The organism is Kitasatospora sp. MBT66 (genome assembly GCF_000710405.2).
GTDB classification, from domain to species: domain Bacteria; phylum Actinomycetota; class Actinomycetes; order Streptomycetales; family Streptomycetaceae; genus Kitasatospora; species Kitasatospora purpeofusca.
This window is the reverse complement of record NZ_JAIY01000013.1, coordinates 120,858-136,134: the sequence shown is the minus strand read 5'-3', so window position 1 is coordinate 136,134 and position 15,277 is coordinate 120,858. Positions and strand designations below refer to the sequence as shown.

Annotated in this window: 12 protein-coding genes; 2 read left to right on the top strand and 10 right to left on the bottom strand. The window is 73.8% G+C overall.

What is annotated here, in order from left to right; genetic code table 11:
- Positions 1-28 precede the first annotated feature (28 nt).
- Positions 29-1,552 (bottom strand): MFS transporter, encoded by a 1,524-nt coding sequence (locus BI06_RS34085; RefSeq protein ID WP_051742551.1) that lies wholly within the window; start codon positions 1,550-1,552, stop codon positions 29-31.
- 156 nt (positions 1,553-1,708) lie between these two features.
- On the opposite strand from BI06_RS34085, the gene BI06_RS34080 reads away from it, so the two are divergent.
- The gene (locus tag BI06_RS34080; protein WP_030394203.1) at positions 1,709-2,440 is read left to right on the top strand and encodes a TetR/AcrR family transcriptional regulator; all 732 of its coding nucleotides are present in this window, start codon (positions 1,709-1,711) and stop codon (positions 2,438-2,440) included.
- Positions 2,441-2,545: 105 nt separating this feature from the next.
- Here the strand turns inward: BI06_RS34080 and BI06_RS34075 are convergent, their stop codons facing one another.
- From BI06_RS34075 to BI06_RS34035, 9 genes are all read right to left on the bottom strand, one after another.
- On the bottom strand, positions 2,546-3,382 hold the full coding sequence (locus BI06_RS34075; protein WP_043474805.1) for a hypothetical protein: 837 nt from the start codon (positions 3,380-3,382) through the stop codon (positions 2,546-2,548).
- Positions 3,383-3,467: 85 nt separating this feature from the next.
- Complete coding sequence (locus tag BI06_RS34070) at positions 3,468-4,034, bottom strand: toxin-antitoxin system HicB family antitoxin (RefSeq protein ID WP_030394205.1); 567 nt, start codon at positions 4,032-4,034, stop codon at positions 3,468-3,470.
- Positions 4,035-4,236: 202 nt separating this feature from the next.
- Entirely contained in the window at positions 4,237-5,256 is a 1,020-nt protein-coding gene (locus BI06_RS34065) for an adenosine deaminase (RefSeq protein ID WP_030394206.1), read from the bottom strand.
- Between the two features lie 435 nt (positions 5,257-5,691).
- Positions 5,692-6,987: a DUF445 domain-containing protein gene (locus tag BI06_RS34060; RefSeq protein WP_369826305.1), complete on the bottom strand. Its 1,296-nt coding sequence runs from the start codon at positions 6,985-6,987 to the stop codon at positions 5,692-5,694.
- A gap of 114 nt (positions 6,988-7,101) precedes the next feature.
- Positions 7,102-8,445 carry a nucleotide sugar dehydrogenase gene (locus tag BI06_RS34055; protein WP_233290400.1) on the bottom strand — a complete coding sequence of 448 codons (1,344 nt, stop codon included), beginning with the start codon at positions 8,443-8,445 and terminating at the stop codon, positions 7,102-7,104.
- A gap of 50 nt (positions 8,446-8,495) precedes the next feature.
- Positions 8,496-9,779: a glycosyltransferase gene (locus BI06_RS34050; RefSeq protein ID WP_051742550.1), complete on the bottom strand. Its 1,284-nt coding sequence runs from the start codon at positions 9,777-9,779 to the stop codon at positions 8,496-8,498.
- Between the two features lie 246 nt (positions 9,780-10,025).
- Positions 10,026-10,985, bottom strand: coding sequence for an ATP-binding cassette domain-containing protein (locus tag BI06_RS34045; protein WP_037779992.1), 960 nt, complete (start codon positions 10,983-10,985; stop codon positions 10,026-10,028).
- A gap of 29 nt (positions 10,986-11,014) precedes the next feature.
- On the bottom strand, positions 11,015-11,887 hold the full coding sequence (locus BI06_RS34040) for an ABC-2 family transporter protein (protein WP_341845490.1): 873 nt from the start codon (positions 11,885-11,887) through the stop codon (positions 11,015-11,017).
- Entirely contained in the window at positions 11,880-12,680 is an 801-nt protein-coding gene (locus BI06_RS34035; RefSeq protein ID WP_043474914.1) for an ABC-2 family transporter protein, read from the bottom strand. The genes BI06_RS34040 and BI06_RS34035 overlap by 8 nt, the downstream gene beginning before the upstream one ends.
- 375 nt (positions 12,681-13,055) lie before the next feature.
- Here BI06_RS34035 and BI06_RS51550 point away from each other — a divergent pair.
- Positions 13,056-15,277, top strand: a 2,222-nt coding sequence (locus BI06_RS51550) for a transglycosylase domain-containing protein (RefSeq protein WP_051742549.1), incomplete at its 3' end; no start/stop codon positions are given.

Genomic DNA, 15,277 nt, shown 5'->3' with positions numbered 1-15,277 from the left:
TTCGCGTGCCTCAAGTGCCTCGTACCGGTCAGACCGCCAGCTCGGCCACGTCCTCCTTGGCCGCGCCGGGAGCTTCGGAAGCCTCCGCGGGGGCGCCCGGCTTGCGGTTCCGCAGCACCAGCGCCGCCACCAGGGCCGCCGCCAGCACACCCGCCGCGCTCACCATGAGCGTGGTCGACATCGCCGAGGTGAACGCCTCCCGGGCGGCGTGCACCGCGGCGGGGTCGCCCTTGGCCTCGGCCAGCGCGCCGACGATCGACTGCTTGGCCTGCTCGGAGGAGCCGGCCGGCATCTTGTCGGCGTAGCCGCTGGCCAGCAGGGAGCCGAGGATCGCGATGCCGAGCGCGGTGCCCGCCTGCTGGATGGTGTCGTTGAGCGCGGAGCCGACGCCCGCCTTCTCGGCCGGGATCTCACTCATCAGCGCGCCGACCGCGGCCGGCATCGCGAGGCCGGCGCCCAGGCCGAGCAGGCCCAGTGCCACCGCCGGGATCGTGAAGCCGGTGTCCGCGTCGACCGTGCTCAGCAGGACGAACGAGCCCGCCATCAGGGCCATGCCGACCAGGACCAGCGGCCGGTGGCCGGTCTTCGCGCTCAGCCCGGCGCCGGCGCCGTTGCCGATCAGCGCGGCGACCGCCATCGGCACGAAGGCCGTGCCCGCCTTGACCGGCGAGTAGTCCAGGACGAACTGCAGGTACTGGGTGAGGACCAGCAGCAGGCCGCCGTTGCCGATCTGCACCAGGGTCAGCGAGAGCGAACCGCCGCTGAAGTTGCGCTTCTTGAAGAGCGCCAGCGGCACCATCGGCTCGGCGACCTTGTTCTCCCAGACCACGAAGCCGCCGAGGGCCCCGACCGCGACCAGCAGGGAGACCAGCGAGGCGCCGCCGAACGCGCCGTGCTTCGGGATCTCGATGATCCACCAGATCAGCGCCGTCATACCGACCGCCGAGAGGACCGCGCCCAGCGGGTCCGGCTTCTGCCAGGGCCCCTTGGACTCGGGCATCAGGAGCAGCGCGGCCGCGATCGCCACGACCACCACCGGCACGTTGATGAAGAAGATCGAGTGCCAGGAGAAGTGGTCGATCAGCACACCGCCCAGCACCGGGCTGCCGACCAGGCCGAGCATCGAGACCGAGCCCCAGGCCGCCATGGCCTTGCCCCGCTCGTCCTCGTCGAAGACGGTGATGAGGATCGACAGCGTCGAGGGCATGATCAGCGCGCCGCCCACGCCCATCGCCACCCGGCTCGCGATGACCTCACCGGGGTTGGTGCAGAGCGTCGCCGCCAGCGAGGCCGCGCCGAAGAGCAGCAGACCGGCGATCATCACCTTGCGGCGGCCGAACCGGTCGCCGAGGCTTCCCGAGGTCAGCAGCAGGCCGGCGAAGACCAGGATGTACGAGTCGAGGATCCACTGCGTGTCCTGCGCGGTGGCCTTGAGGTCCTCGGTCATCGACGGCACCGCCACGGTGAGCGCCATGCTGTCGACCACCAGGACGAGCGTGCTGAGGCACAGCACGAGCAGGATCCACCAGCGCCGCGGGTTACGGCCTTCCATGTTTTTTCCCCTCCGAAGTACGCCCGATGCGTACGATGTACCGTCGATGCGAACACTGTACGCACAGCGGAACAGTGTGCGCAACCCTAATTCCTGTACGCTGATGCGAACGGTGTACGCAGGGATTTCCGTTACCGACTCCAAGGAGGACCAGCGGTGGCCGCCAAGGCGACGAACCCGATCCCGTCCGTGTGGGCCCGGCAGCAGCGGGAGCCCGAACAGCCCGCGCTCAGCCGGGACGCGATCGTCCGCGAGGCGATCGCGATGCTCGACGCCGACGGCGTCGAGGCGCTCTCCATGCGCAAGCTCGGCGCCCGGCTCAACGCCGGCGCGACCTCGCTCTACCGGCACGTCGCCACCAAGGACGAGCTGATCGAGCTCGCGCTGGACGAGGTGTTCGGCGAGATCCCCGTCCCGGACCCGAGCGCCGCCGACTGGCGCGCCGATGTCACGCTGACCTGCGAGTCCTTCCGGGCCACCACGCTGCGCCACCGCTGGCTGGGCTCGGTCATCGGGCAGGCCGGCCTGGTCCACCTGGGCCCCAACCTGCTGACGGTGTCCGAGCGGATGGCCGCGCTCTTCTCGGCCGCCGGCTACCCCGAGCCGTCACGGGCCATCGACACCGTGCTCTCCTACGTCCTCGGGATGAGCACCACCGAGGCGGCCTTCCTCACCACGGTGGCCAGGAGCGGCGACACCGAGGGCGAGTTCATCGCCCGGCTGATGCCCGCCGTCGCGGAGACGGTGGCCGGGCACGACTTCCTCGCCGACGCCTTCGCCGAGGCCGCGGCCGACGCCGTGGCGAACCCGGCGGCCCTGCGCGACCAGAAGTTCAACTACGGCTTGGAGGTCGTGCTCGACGGCCTGGCGCTCCGCCTGCCGCGCTGATCCCCCGCCGACGCCACTGACACCGACCGGCGCCGGGGCGACCGCTCCCCGGGGCCCGCGGCCGTCCCCCGTCCGGACGGCCGCGGGCGGTCTGGAAGGCGAGCCCTAGGCGCGCCGGATCACGATGTCGCCGACCTGGGTGCGGGCCGTGAGCCGGACGGTCTCCCCGGTCCCGGCGGGCGCCTCCGAGGCGTCCAGTGCGTTCCGGACCGAGCCGACCTGGGTGTGCACGTCGAGCCAGGCGGCGGTGCCCTCGGCTATGCCCACCTCGACGGTGCCGATGGCGGTCTCCAGCGCGGCGCGGCCCCGGACGAGCTCGCCGATCCGCAGGCTGCCGTTGGCGGACCGGAGGTCGACCCCGGCCAGCGCGGTGCCGACGGTGACGCCGCCGTTGGCCGCCTCGCCCCGCAGATCACCGGTGACCTCCCCGACGACGGTCTCGCCGTTGAGGTTCTTGACCTTCAGCGTGCCCCCGACGGTGCCGATCTCCGTCCGGCCGGAGGACTCCACCTCGGCGTCCCCGTCGGCCCGCCCCAGCCGGACCTCCCCGAGCTCGTTCCTCAGGTCGACGGCCGCCGCCTCGTCGATCCGGATCCGGCCGACCGCCGTCCTGATCCGGCAGTCGCCGAAGACGCCCTCCAGCAGGAAGTCGCCCATCGGCGCGTCGGCGTCCACCGAGGACCCGACCGGGACCTCGACGGTGATGTCGACCGATCCGGTCTTCCCGAAGATCCCGCGCTTCTTCGGGACCTTGACGACCAGGGCGCCGTCGGCGCAAGAGACCGCGGCCTGCTCGGCGAGCCGGACGTCCAGCGCGGCGCCGGGGTCCGTCGGGCGGACCTCGACCAGGGTGTCGGTGCGCTTGGCGGCCGCGATCCGGACCGAGCCGATGTCGAACCGCAGGGTGGCGCGGATCGGGCCCGGAGTGTCGAAAGAAGGCATGGCTGTTCCGTCCTAGTGGCTCTGTGCTGCGTTTCCGCAGTTGAAAGGGGTGACTGACGGATGATCGAGGGGCGGGGGCCGGAGGCTAGCGGACCCAGCCCGTGAAGCCCTGACCGACCCCGCGGCCGGTCCTCGGCCCGGGCCTGGCGGGTGCGGCCGGCTCCAGCGCGGCGGCGACGGCCCGGACCAGCCAGGCGTTGACGGAGAGGCCCTCCTGCCCGGCGGCCTCCTCGACCCGGGCCTTGAGGTGGCCGGGGAGCCGGAAGTTGATCCGGGCGGTGGTGCCGTCCTCGGCCTCCCCGGCCGCACCGGACGGCGCCACCGGTGGCGCCATCGACGGCGCCACCGGGCCGGGCCCGGTCGGCCCCGCCTCGTGGAACGGCCCCGGCCCGTGGAACGAGTCGGCGCCCGGCGCCACGGTGACCACGAACTCCGGGTCGAGCCCGCGCAGCCGGACGTCCACCGATCCGGGGGCCAGCTCCCTGGTCACCTCCCCCATCGCGGCGGAGAGTGCGTTCAGCAGCGTGAGCCGGGCGGCCGACTCCAGCGGCAGGGTCAGGCGCTCGGCCAGAGCGCGCGCTTCGTCCCCGCCCGCACCCGCGGCCACCGCGAGCTCGTGCCGGAGATTGTCGACGTACGGCGTGAGGTCCATGTCCAGAAGAATGGCACACCCGTGGCGCCATGTCGAGCGATTTGGCGCCATCATCTGGCGCCACTCGAACGAGTGAATGGCACCATCCCCGGCGAACGGCCCCACCGGGAACGCCGGCCAGGCCGGCCCGGACCGGCCGGGAAACGTCGAGGGCCCCGCCGGCAACCGCCGACGGGGCCCCGGAGCTGCGGGAGGCCGCCGCTCAGGCCTGGCGCCACCGGGTCAGGTGGGCGTCGATCTCCCCGGCCAGCCGGGCCTTGCCGGTGGCATCGAGGAAGGACGCCTCCACCGCGTTCTTAGCCAGCGCGGCCACCCCGGCCTCGTCCAGGCCGAGCAGTCGCGCCGCCACCGCGTACTCGGTGTTGAGGTCGGTGCCGAACATCGGCGGGTCGTCGCTGTTGACGGTCACCAGCAGCCCGGCGTCGACCATCCGCTTGATCGGGTGGTCCTCGATCCGCTCCACCGCCCGGGTGGCGATGTTGGAGGTCGGGCAGACCTCCAGCGGGATCCGGTGCTCGCCCAGGTGGTCGATCAGCGCCCGGTCCTTGACCGCCTGGGTGCCGTGGCCGATCCGCTCGGCACCGAGCACCCGCAGCGCGTCCCAGACCGTCTCCGGCCCGGTGGTCTCCCCGGCGTGCGGGACGCTGCGCAGGCCGGCCGCCCGCGCCCGGTCGAAGTAGGGCTTGAACTGCGGGCGCGGGACGCCGATCTCCGGGCCGCCGAGGCCGAAGCTGACCAGGCCCTCGGGCGCCAGGTCGACGGCGAGCCGGGCGGTCTCCTCCGCGGCCGCGAGACCGGCCTCGCCGGGGATGTCGAAGCACCAGCGGAGCACCACCCCGAGCTCCTTCTCGGCACGGTGGCGGGCGTCCTCGATGGCCTCCATGAAGGCGACGTCGGGGATGCCCCGGCTGACCGAGGAGTACGGGGTGACGGTCAGCTCGGCGTAGCGGATGTTCTGCCGGGCCATGTCCTCGGCCACGCCGTAGGTGAGGGCGCGGACGTCCTCGGCGTCCCGGACCAGGTCCACGACGCTCAGGTAGACCTCGATGAAGTGCGCGAAGTCGGTGAAGGTGAAGTACTCGGCGAGGGCCGCCGGATCGAGGGGCACCTTGGTCCGGCCCTCGTGCCGGGCCGCCAGTTCGGCGACCACCCGGGGCGAGGCCGATCCGACGTGGTGGACGTGCAGTTCCGCCTTCGGCATCGCGGCGATGAACGCCTCGATGGAGCGGTCCGCGGACTCCGCGGGGGTGCTGCTGGGGGTTCCGATCCGACTTCCGTCCGGCTGGACCACGGTGGTGCCCTTTCTTCCTCTGCCTCGACGAGCCGCCGCGCCGCGCGCACTTCTACGCGCGTACGAGGTGGTGCTGGCAAGGATAGAGGCGGGCGGAGCGGTGGGGACGGCGGGCACACCCCCGTGCCGCCCGCTGTCCCCGCCGTCCCGCCCGCCACCGCGTCGTCGATCTGCGGGCGGATCTGCGGCCCGGTCGATCACCGTGCCGCGGAACCTGCTGGGACCACTGTGGCGCACGCCGCCGGGGCCGACGGACCGTTTTCGGCCGTCCCACCGCTCCCCCGACCCCCGCCGAAGGCATTTCCGCAGGTCAGAGCCCTGGTACGGGTGGTGTCTCAAGCTTCGTTTGGAGACACCGGCGCTGTCTCAGCCGCCGAACGCGACCGCCACCGAGTGGATCAGCAGCCCGGCCAGCGCGCCGACCACCGTGCCGTTGATCCGGATGAACTGGAGGTCCCGGCCGACGTTGGCCTCGATCTTGCGCGAGGCGTCGTCGGCGTCCCAGCCCGCCACCGTCTCGGAGATCAGCGAGGTGATCTCGGCGCGGTAGGTGTCGACCAGGTACTGGGCGGCGTCCTGCAGCCAGCCGTCCGCCTTGGCCTGGAGCTTGGGGTCGGTGGCCAGGCGGGTGCCGAAGGTCCGCACGCCCTCGCGGATGCGCCGGCGCAGCTCGCTGTCCTCGTCCTCGGCGGCGTTCAGCACCAGCGAGCGCACGGCCGCCCAGGTGGAGGCGATGAGCTCCTGCACCTCGGGCCTGACGAGCAGCTCGCCCTTGGCCCGCTCGACCCGGGCGATGGTCTCCGGGTCGGTCTGCAGCTCGGTGGCGAAGTCGGCGAGGAAGTTGTCGATCGCGCCGCGCGCCGGGTGCTCCTGGTCGTCCCTGATGTCGGTGACGAACCGCATCAGCTCCTTGTAGACCCGTTCGCCGACCTGGTGGTCGAGGAACTTCGGGGTCCAGCCGGGGGTCTTCTGGGTGACCCGCTGGACCACCTCGGCGTGGTTCTCGGCCAGCCAGTCGTGCGCCCGCACGGCGACCAGGTCGACCACCCCGTGGTGGCCGCCGTCCGCGACCACCTTGCCGAGCATCCGGCCGGCCGGTTCGGCGACCGAGGTGGCGGCGGCCCGCCGGGTCACCGCCTCGGCGACGACCGCCTGCACGTCGTCGTCGCGGAGCACCGCCAGCACGCCGCGCAGCGCCGCCGAGGCCTCCTTGGTGACCCGTTCGGCGCTGCCGGGCGCGGCCAGCCACTCGCCCAGCCGGCGGGCGATGCCGAGCGCGGCGAGCCGCTCGCGCACCACCTGGCCGGAGAGGAAGTTCTCCCCGACGAAGTCGCCCAGCGACCGGCCGAAGGAGTCCTTCTTGGTCGGGATGATCGCGGTGTGCGGGATGGGCAGGCCGAAGGGGCGCCGGAACAGCGCGGTCACCGCGAACCAGTCGGCCAGCGCGCCGACCATGCCGGCCTCGGCGGCGGCCGCCAGATAGCCGGCCCAGGCGCCGGCACCGGCCGCCTTCGCCCAGGTGGCCAGGGCGAAGACCAGGGTCGCGAAGGCCAGCAGGCCGGTCGCGATGGTCTTCATCCGGCGGACGCCGCGTCTCTTCTCCTCGTCGGCCGCGGTGAACCGCATCCCGGGGCCGGTCCCGCTCAAGGCTTCGTCGCTCACCCCGCCAGTCTGCCCGTTGCCCGGCGCGAACGGACGGCGCGTCCGGTGGCCGCGCGCCGGTCGACCACCGCGCCCGCCCCGCGCCCGCCCCGCACGGCGGGCGGTCACCCGGCCTCAGGCGCCCCCGAGCACGATCCGGCGCACCCCCGGCACGCCCGCCCACCGGTCGGGATCGGTGCACCGCCGGCCGTCCAGCAGCACCCTGACGCCCGGCAGGTCGGCCGGGGCCAGCTCCCGGTACTCCGGGTGGTCCGCCTGCAGCACCGCCGCCGCCACCGGCTCGCCCCCGTACGCGGGCAGGCCCAGCGCCGTCAGTTCCGCCGCCGGGTACAGCGGGTCGGCCACGTACGGCCGGGCGCCCGCCGCCCGCACCGCCTCCACCAGCGGGAACACCCCCGAGTAGGCGGTCTCCTTGACCCCGCCCCGGTACGCGGCGCCGAGCACCAGCACGCCCTGCCCGGCGATGCCGCCCTCCAGCGCGCCGTCCAGCACCCCGACCGCGTAGCCCGGCATCTCCAGGTTGGCCGCCCGGGCCGCCCGGACCACCGTCGCCGAGGGGTCGTTCCACAGGTAGAGCCGCGGGTAGACCGGGATGCAGTGCCCGCCGACCGCGACGCCCGGCCGGTGCAGATGGCTGAACGGCTGCGAGTTGCAGGCGTCGGCGACGGCGGCGAAGTCCACCCCGATCCGGTCCGCGTACCGGGCGAACTGGTTGGCCAGGGCGATGTTGACGTCCCGGTAGGTGGTCTCGGCGAGCTTGGCGAACTCCGCCGCCTCGGCGGACTCCAGCTCCCACACCCCGTTCGGCCGGCCCTGCGCCGCCAGGTCGGGGCGCGGGTCGAAGTCCAGTACCGCCCGGTAGAACTCGGCGCCGCGCCGGGTGGCGGCCGGGTCGGTCCCGCCCACCAGCTTGGGGTAGCGGCGCAGGTCGGCGAAGACCCGGCCGGTGCGGACCCGCTCCGGGCTGAAGACCAGTGCGAAGTCCCGGCCCGGGGTCAGCCCGGAGCCGGCCGCCAGGCGCGGCGCCCACCGTCCCCGGGTGACGCCCACCGGCAGGGTGGTCTCGTAGCTGACCAGCGTGCCCCGGCGCAGCCCGGCCGCGACCGCGTCGGTGGCGGCGTCGAGCAGGGTGAAGTCGGGCGTGCCGTCGGCGGCGGTGACCAGCGGGACGACCAGGACGACCGCCTCGGCCCCGGCGGCGGCGGCCGAGGTGTCGGTGGTGGCGCGCAGCCGGCCCTCGGCGACCACCCGTTTGAGCGCCTCGTCCAGTCCGGCCTCCCGGGGGAACGGCGGCCGGCCCTGGTTGACCGCCTCGACCACCGGCGGGGCGACGTCGGCGCCGGTCACCCGGTGGCCCTTGGCGGCGAACTGGACGGCGAGCGGCAGGCCCAGCTTGCCCAGGCCCACCACGCAGATGTCGAGCGGGCCCATCGCCGTCCCCCGTTCCGACCGGCTCATCGCCGCTCCCCCTTCCGGCCGCGTCATCGCCGTCCCTCTTTCCGGCCGCGTCATCGCCGTCCTCCGTTCCGGCCGTCGGCGGCCACGGCGTCGGCGAGCCGGCGCCAGGCCGGGTAGCCGCGCAGCCGGCGGCGCACCTGGGCGGGCACCGCGCCGCGCCAGAGCTGCTGCACCAGCGTGGGCGGCGGCCCGCCCCTCCCGCCCGCCTCCGGGTCCACCGGCGCCTCCGCCCGCTCCTCCCCGAGCAGGAACAGCTCGTCCGGCAGCCCCGCCGCGCCGTCCCGGAACACCGGGTAGGCCGCGTACCGCCGCCGGACCCCGTCCGCCCCGGTCTCCGACACCTCCGGCGGCGCGCCGTGCTCCGCCTCGTGGGCGATCAGCTCGCGCAGTTCCGCGTACCGCCCGGTGGCGGCCAGCTCCAGCCGGACCCGGTCGGGCACCGCGAGCCGGTGGTACACCTCGCGGGCGCCGAACTGCCGGACGAGTTCGCCGACGCCTTCGCAGACCTGGTCCCGCAGCCCGGTGTCGAGGGCGAGCAGGCCCTCCTGGAGCAGCTGCGGCACCTCCCAGCCGAAGTGCCGCGCCCTGATGGCGTCCAGCTGCGCGCCGGGAGCGGCCAGTTCGGCGGCCACCCACTGCACGGCCGCGACCCCGCGGATCCGGTCCAGCGCGCCGGCCCGCTGGGTGACGTTGCCCCGGTCCTCGCGCAGCACCAGGAAGTAGTGGTCGTAGTCGGCGAGGACGGAGATCCGGCGGGCCCGCAGGCAGGCGGCGAGGGTGAAGGGCTGGTCGGAGTAGACCTTCAGCTCCTCCTTGCGCGCCAGGTTGTGCCGCCGGACCAGGTCGAGCCGGAACAGCTTGGTGTCGGCGAGCGCCCAGGCCAGCGCGGAGTCCTCGAAGCCGACGGAGGCGGCGGTGGTGTCGAAGATGCCCTGCGGCACCAGCCGGCCGTTCACCCCGACCTGCTTGGGGATCAGGACGTCCGACCCCCAGTCGTCGGCGGAACCGACCATCCGCGCCAGGGCTTCGTCACCGAGCCAGTCGTCGGCACCGAGGAAGAGCACGTAGCGGCCGCGGGCGAGCGCCAGCCCCCGGTTGGTCGGCGCGGCCGGGCCGCCGGAGTTGGCCTGGTGGACGACCTGGAACAGCCCGGGGTGCCGGGCCGCGTAGGTGTCGAGCAGTTCGCCGCCGCCGTCCGTGGAGCCGTCGTCGACCGCGACCACCTCCATGCGCGCGTGCCCGATGGTCTGCCGGACCAGCGAGTCCAGACAGGCGGTCAGGTACGGCATGGTGTTGTAGACCGCGATCACCACGGTCACGTCGGGTACGGTCATCGGGCGCTGCCCTCCGGTGCGCGGGTCGCCGAGCGGTCGCCGCCCGGCGACGCGCCGTCCGCGGAACGGGGCGGGCGGCGCGTCGCCGGGCGATGCAAGGTCAACTCGGCGGCACGCCGTGGGGTCACGTCCACCACCCGCACGAGCGAGGCGGGCCGAACGCCCGGCCGAGCACCGAACGCCCGGTCCCTCCAGGACTGCGGCCCCGACCGCTCAGCTCGCCCCGCCGATCGCCCGGCCCACGGCTCAGCCGATCGCGACCTCCGCGTACATCCGGGCGATCACGTCCTCGATCGCCGGCTCCCGCACCGACAGGTCCACCAGCGGGTAGCGGGCGGCGACGGCCGCCACCACCGGGGCCGCGCTCTCCTGCGACGGGAAGGCCAGCCACTGGCGCGGGCCCTCCACCCGGACCACCCGGGCACCGGGCACCTCGATCGGCGGATGGCTCCCGGCCAGGTCGACGACCAGGGTCCGCTCGCTGTCGCCGGCCGCGTGCAGGGCCTCCAGCCCGCCGTCGTGGACCACCCGGCCGTGGTCGATCACCATGACCCGGTCGCACAGCTGCTCGATGTCGGTGAGGTCGTGGGTGGTGAGCAGCACCGTGGTGCCGAGGTCGCGGTTGACCTCGCGCAGGAAGTCCCGCACCTTGGCCTTGCTGACCACGTCCAGGCCGATGGTCGGCTCGTCCAGGTACAGCACCCGCGGGTCGTGCAGCAGGGCGGCGGCGAGGTCGCCGCGCATCCGCTGGCCGAGCGAGAGCTGGCGGACGGGGGTGTCGAGCAGCGCGCCGAGGTCGAGCAGTTCGACGCAGCGGTCCAGGTTGGCGCGATATCGGTGGTCGGGGATCCGGTAGAGCCGGCGGGCGAGTTCGTAGGAGTCGCGCAGCGGGAGGTCCCACCAGAGCGTGGTGCGCTGTCCGAAGACGACGCCGATCCGGCGGGCCAGGGCGACCCGTTCGCGGGCCGGGTCGACGCCGGCGACGCGCAGCCGTCCGGCGGTGGGGACGAGGATGCCGGTCAGCATCTTGATGGTGGTGGACTTGCCGGCGCCGTTCGGGCCGATGTAGCCGACGCACTCGCCGGCCTCGACGGTGAAGGTCAGCCCGTCGACGGCGCGCACCTCGCGCTTCTCCCGCCGCAGCCGCCCGGCCTTGGCGCGGACGGTGAAGGTGCGGCGGACGTCGTCGAGTTCGATCAGAGCCATGGTGCTTCCTCAGGTGTCGGGGAGGGGGGTCAGCCGCCGGCGCCGCGGTAGGCGCGCAGCCCGGCGCGCCAGGCCAGGCCGGCGACGGCCAGGGCGAGCGCGGCCGCGAGCGGCGAGGCGTACTGGAAGGCGGTGGGCAGGCCCAGCGGATCGGGCCGGTCGAGGATCCGCAGCGCCGGCAGCCAGTTGACGAAGGCCAGCGGGATGCCGAACACGGTGCCGGCGACGAGCTCCTTGGCGAAGACGGTCGGCGGGTACTGCAGCACCGTGGCGCCGCCGTAGGTGAAGGAGTTCTGGATCTCCTTGGCCTCGCCCCACCAGAACTGGAGGCTGGCGAAGCCGATGAAGACCGCGGCGAAGATCAGCGTGCCGCAGACCACCAGGACGGGCAGCAGCAGTACCCGGTCCCAGGTCCAGTGGACGTCCAGCGCCGTCAGCGACCAGAGCAGCACGGCCGCCGCCTGGGCGGGCCGGCCGAGCCGGCGCAGCGAGAACCGCTCGGCGCACAGCTGGGCGAGCGCGGGCGCGGGCCGGACCAGCATGATGTCCAGCGTGCCGGTGCGGATCCGCTCGCCCAGGGCGTCGACGGAGCCGACGAAGAGGTTCGCCAGCCCGAGGGCCAGCGCCGAGGTCCCGTAGAGGAAGCCGAGTTCGGGCAGGGTCCAGCCGCCGAGGGTGTCGGTGTGGCGGAACATCAGGATCACCACGACGAAGTCGAGGAAGGTCACCACGACGTTGGCGCAGAGCATCATCACGAACGACGCCCGGTAGGACATGATCGCCCTGGTCCACATGGCGGCGGCGAGCCACCAGGAGCGCACCGCCCAGGCCACCCTGGCGGCCGGGGACTCGCGGGTGACGGCGGGCAGGGGCGCCCGGGTCACGACGGCCTGGTCAGCCACCCTGGACCACCACCTTGCGGGTCGCCAGCAGCTGGACCAGCCGGCCGGCCGCGAGCAGGACGACGGCCCAGCCGAGCTGGAAGCCGAGCGCGCCGAGCAGGCCGGGGCCGGTGACGCGCTCCAGGAAGACGTCGGTGGGCACCTTCACCAGCGCCGCCCAGGGCAGCAGTGGCGCGAGGTCGCCGAGCAGGCCGGGGAAGAGCGCGAGCGGCAGCAGCATCCCGGAGAAGAACATCGACACCACCAGGGTCACCGAGCGCACGCCCTCGGAGTCCTGCAGCCAGAAGCCGGTGAGCGAGACGAGGAAGCGCACGCCGAAGCTGACCACCACCGCGAGCAGGGTGGCGAGCAGGAAGTACACCCAGGTCAGCGGGTGTTCGGGCAGTCGGACCCGGAACACCAGGGAGCCGACCAGCATCGGCGGCACGCCCCGGGCGAGCAGGTGGAAGGCGGCCCGGCCGAGGTCGGTGGCCAGCCACCAGCCCTGGAAGTCCACCGGCCGGTAGAGGTCGATGGCGATGTCGCCGCTGCGGAAGCGCTCCTGGACGTCGTCCTGGAAGCCGCCGCCCATGACGGCGACGGTGACCAGCAGCCCCTGGCTGACCCAGATGTAGGTGACCGCGGTGACCTCGTCGTAGCCGCCGAGGCCGGGGCGGGCGTGCCAGAGGGCGAGGAAGGTGGAGGCGAGGATGAAACCGAAGACGGTGTTGGTGAAGGCCCCGGCGAGGCTGGCAGCCCGGTAGGTGGCGAAGCGCCGGAACGCGCCCCGGGCGACGGCCGCGTAGAGCCGCAGGGCCGCGAGGAGGTCCGGTACGAAGCGCCCCGGTGCGGCGTCCGGCCGCCGCGGGCGCGGGGGTGCGGGGGTGTCGCCGACGGGATCAGGAGGATGGAGTCCAGCGTTCTGCATATTGTCTCCTTGTCGACAAAGAGCGGCGCAGGGAGACCCCTGGCCGCGGGAGCGCATGCCGGACCGGCCCCGACCACCGCACCCGGGGGGTACCGGGCCCGACGGGCGGAGCTGTCGCGGGCCGGAGCCCGAAGTGGCCGCGCTATGTCGTTAGCACCTTTCACCGTAGCGCCGGACAACCCGCCGCGCACCCGGTTTTCCCCCGACCGCCCGGCCCCGCCCCGCCGCCTGATGCACGGTCAAATAGCACATAATCTCGGCATGACCTTGAGCACCCGCCGCAGTGCCAGACGGGCCGCCCGCCGCGAGGCACGCCGCGCCCTGCCGCTCCTGCGGCGGCTGCTGCCCACCTGGCGGATGTGCCTCGGCGCCCTCCTCGGCGCCCTGCTGATCGCCGTCGGCGCCTTCGCCGTGCTCTACGTCATCGTCCCGCTGCCCGACCCCAACGCCCAGGCCGTCGCCCAGAGCAACGTCTACCTCTACGCCGACGGCGTCACCGAGATCGCCCGCACCGGGACCGTCAACCGCACCGACGTCGGCATCGAGCGGATCCCCGTCAGCACCCGGCAGGCCGTCGTCTCCGCCGAGGACCGCACCTTCTACCAGAACCGCGGCATCGACCTGAAGGGCATGGTCCGGGCCGGCTGGAACACCGTCACCGGCCAGGGCATGCAGGGCGGCTCCACCATCACCCAGCAGTACGTCAAGAACTACTACCTCACCCAGAGCCGGACCATCGAACGCAAGGGCCGCGAACTCCTGATCGCCCTCAAGGTCGACCAGCAGCGCGACAAGAACGAGATCCTCGCCGGCTACCTCAACACCAGCTACTTCGGCCGCGGCGCCTACGGCATCCAGAGCGCCGCCCGCGCCTACTACGGCGTCGACGTCTCCGAACTCACCCTCCCGCAGAGCGCCTACCTCGCCGCCCTGCTCCAGGCCCCCAGCGCCTACGACGTCAGGACCGCCACCCCCGCCAACCGCGAACGCGCCCTGGCCCGCTGGCAGTACACCCTCGACGGCATGGTCCAGCTCGGCTTCATCAGCGCCACCGAACGCGCCGACGCCGCCTTCCCCGACCCGATCGACCCGCAGCCCGCCACCGGCCTCGCCGGCCAGGCCGGCTACCTGGTCGGCGTCGCCGACGACTACCTGGTCACCAACCGCATCCTCGACTCCGCCACCCTCAAGGCCGGCGGCTGGCGCATCACCACCACCTTCGACCAGGACAAGCAGGACGCCTTCGCGCGCGCCGTCCACGAGGAACTCACCGACGAACTCGACCCCGCCGCCCGGCCCGCCACCGACACCGACGTCCGGGTCGCCGGCGCCTCCGTCGAACCCGCCACCGGCCGCGTCGTCGCCGTCTACGGCGGCCCCGACTACGCCAAACAGCCCTACAACGACGCACTGCGCCAGGACAACCAGATCGGCTCCACCTTCAAACCGATCGACCTCGCCGCCGGGATCAGCTCCCACCGCGGCAGCAGCTCCGACGGCCTCCCGATCAGCACCGAGACCCGCTACGACGGCACCAGCGAACGCCCCGTCACCGACGGCCCCACCCCGTACGCGCCGCCCAACGAGGACGACCTCGACTACGGCTCCATCACGCTGCGCCAGGCCATGGTCAAGTCCGTCAACTCGGTGTACGCGCAGGAGGGGGTGGACGCCGGCCTCGCCCACGTCCGGGAGACCGCCGTCCGGCTCGGCATCCCCGCCGACGTGCCCGGCATGGACCCGGCCAACACCTCGATGACCCTCGGCACCGCCACCCCCAGCGCCCTCGACCTGGCCGGCGTCTACGCCGCCCTCGCCAACCACGGCGAGGCGCACCGCCCCTGGTCGGTCGCCAAACTGGAACGGGTCAACCCCGGCCCCGGGCAGCTCGACGTACCGGACCTGCCCGACCAGCCCGCCACCACCGCCCTCGACCGCGGCACCGCCGACGCCGTCACCGACGTCCTGCGCGACGTCGTCGGCCCGCACGGCACCGGCGCCGCCGCCCTCGACCTCGGCCGCCCCGCCGCCGGCAAGACCGGCACCACCGACGCCAACCTCTCCGCCTGGTTCGCCGGCTACACCCCCGAACTCGCCACCACCGTCGGACTCTTCCGGGAGAACCCGAAGACCCACGCCAAGGAACCGCTGGCCGGCACCGCCGGCTACGCCCGGATCAACGGCGGCGCCTTCCCCACCCGGATCTGGACCAGCTACATGGGCGACGTCCTGGACGGCACCGTCGTCCGCTCCTTCGACCTCCAGCCCACCGAGGCCACCAAGTGGCCCGTCGTCGCCGGCCCGAGCACCACCCCGAGCACCACCGCACCGGCCTCGGCCTCCCCGTCCGCCACCCTCGCCCCGTCACCCCCGACCGGAGGCACCGGCGGCACCGGAGGCACGGGCAGTACCGGCGGCGCGCCGGTCCCCGCCGCCCCGGCCCCGACCGCCCCCCGCCGACCCACCGCCAGCACCGGCCCCGG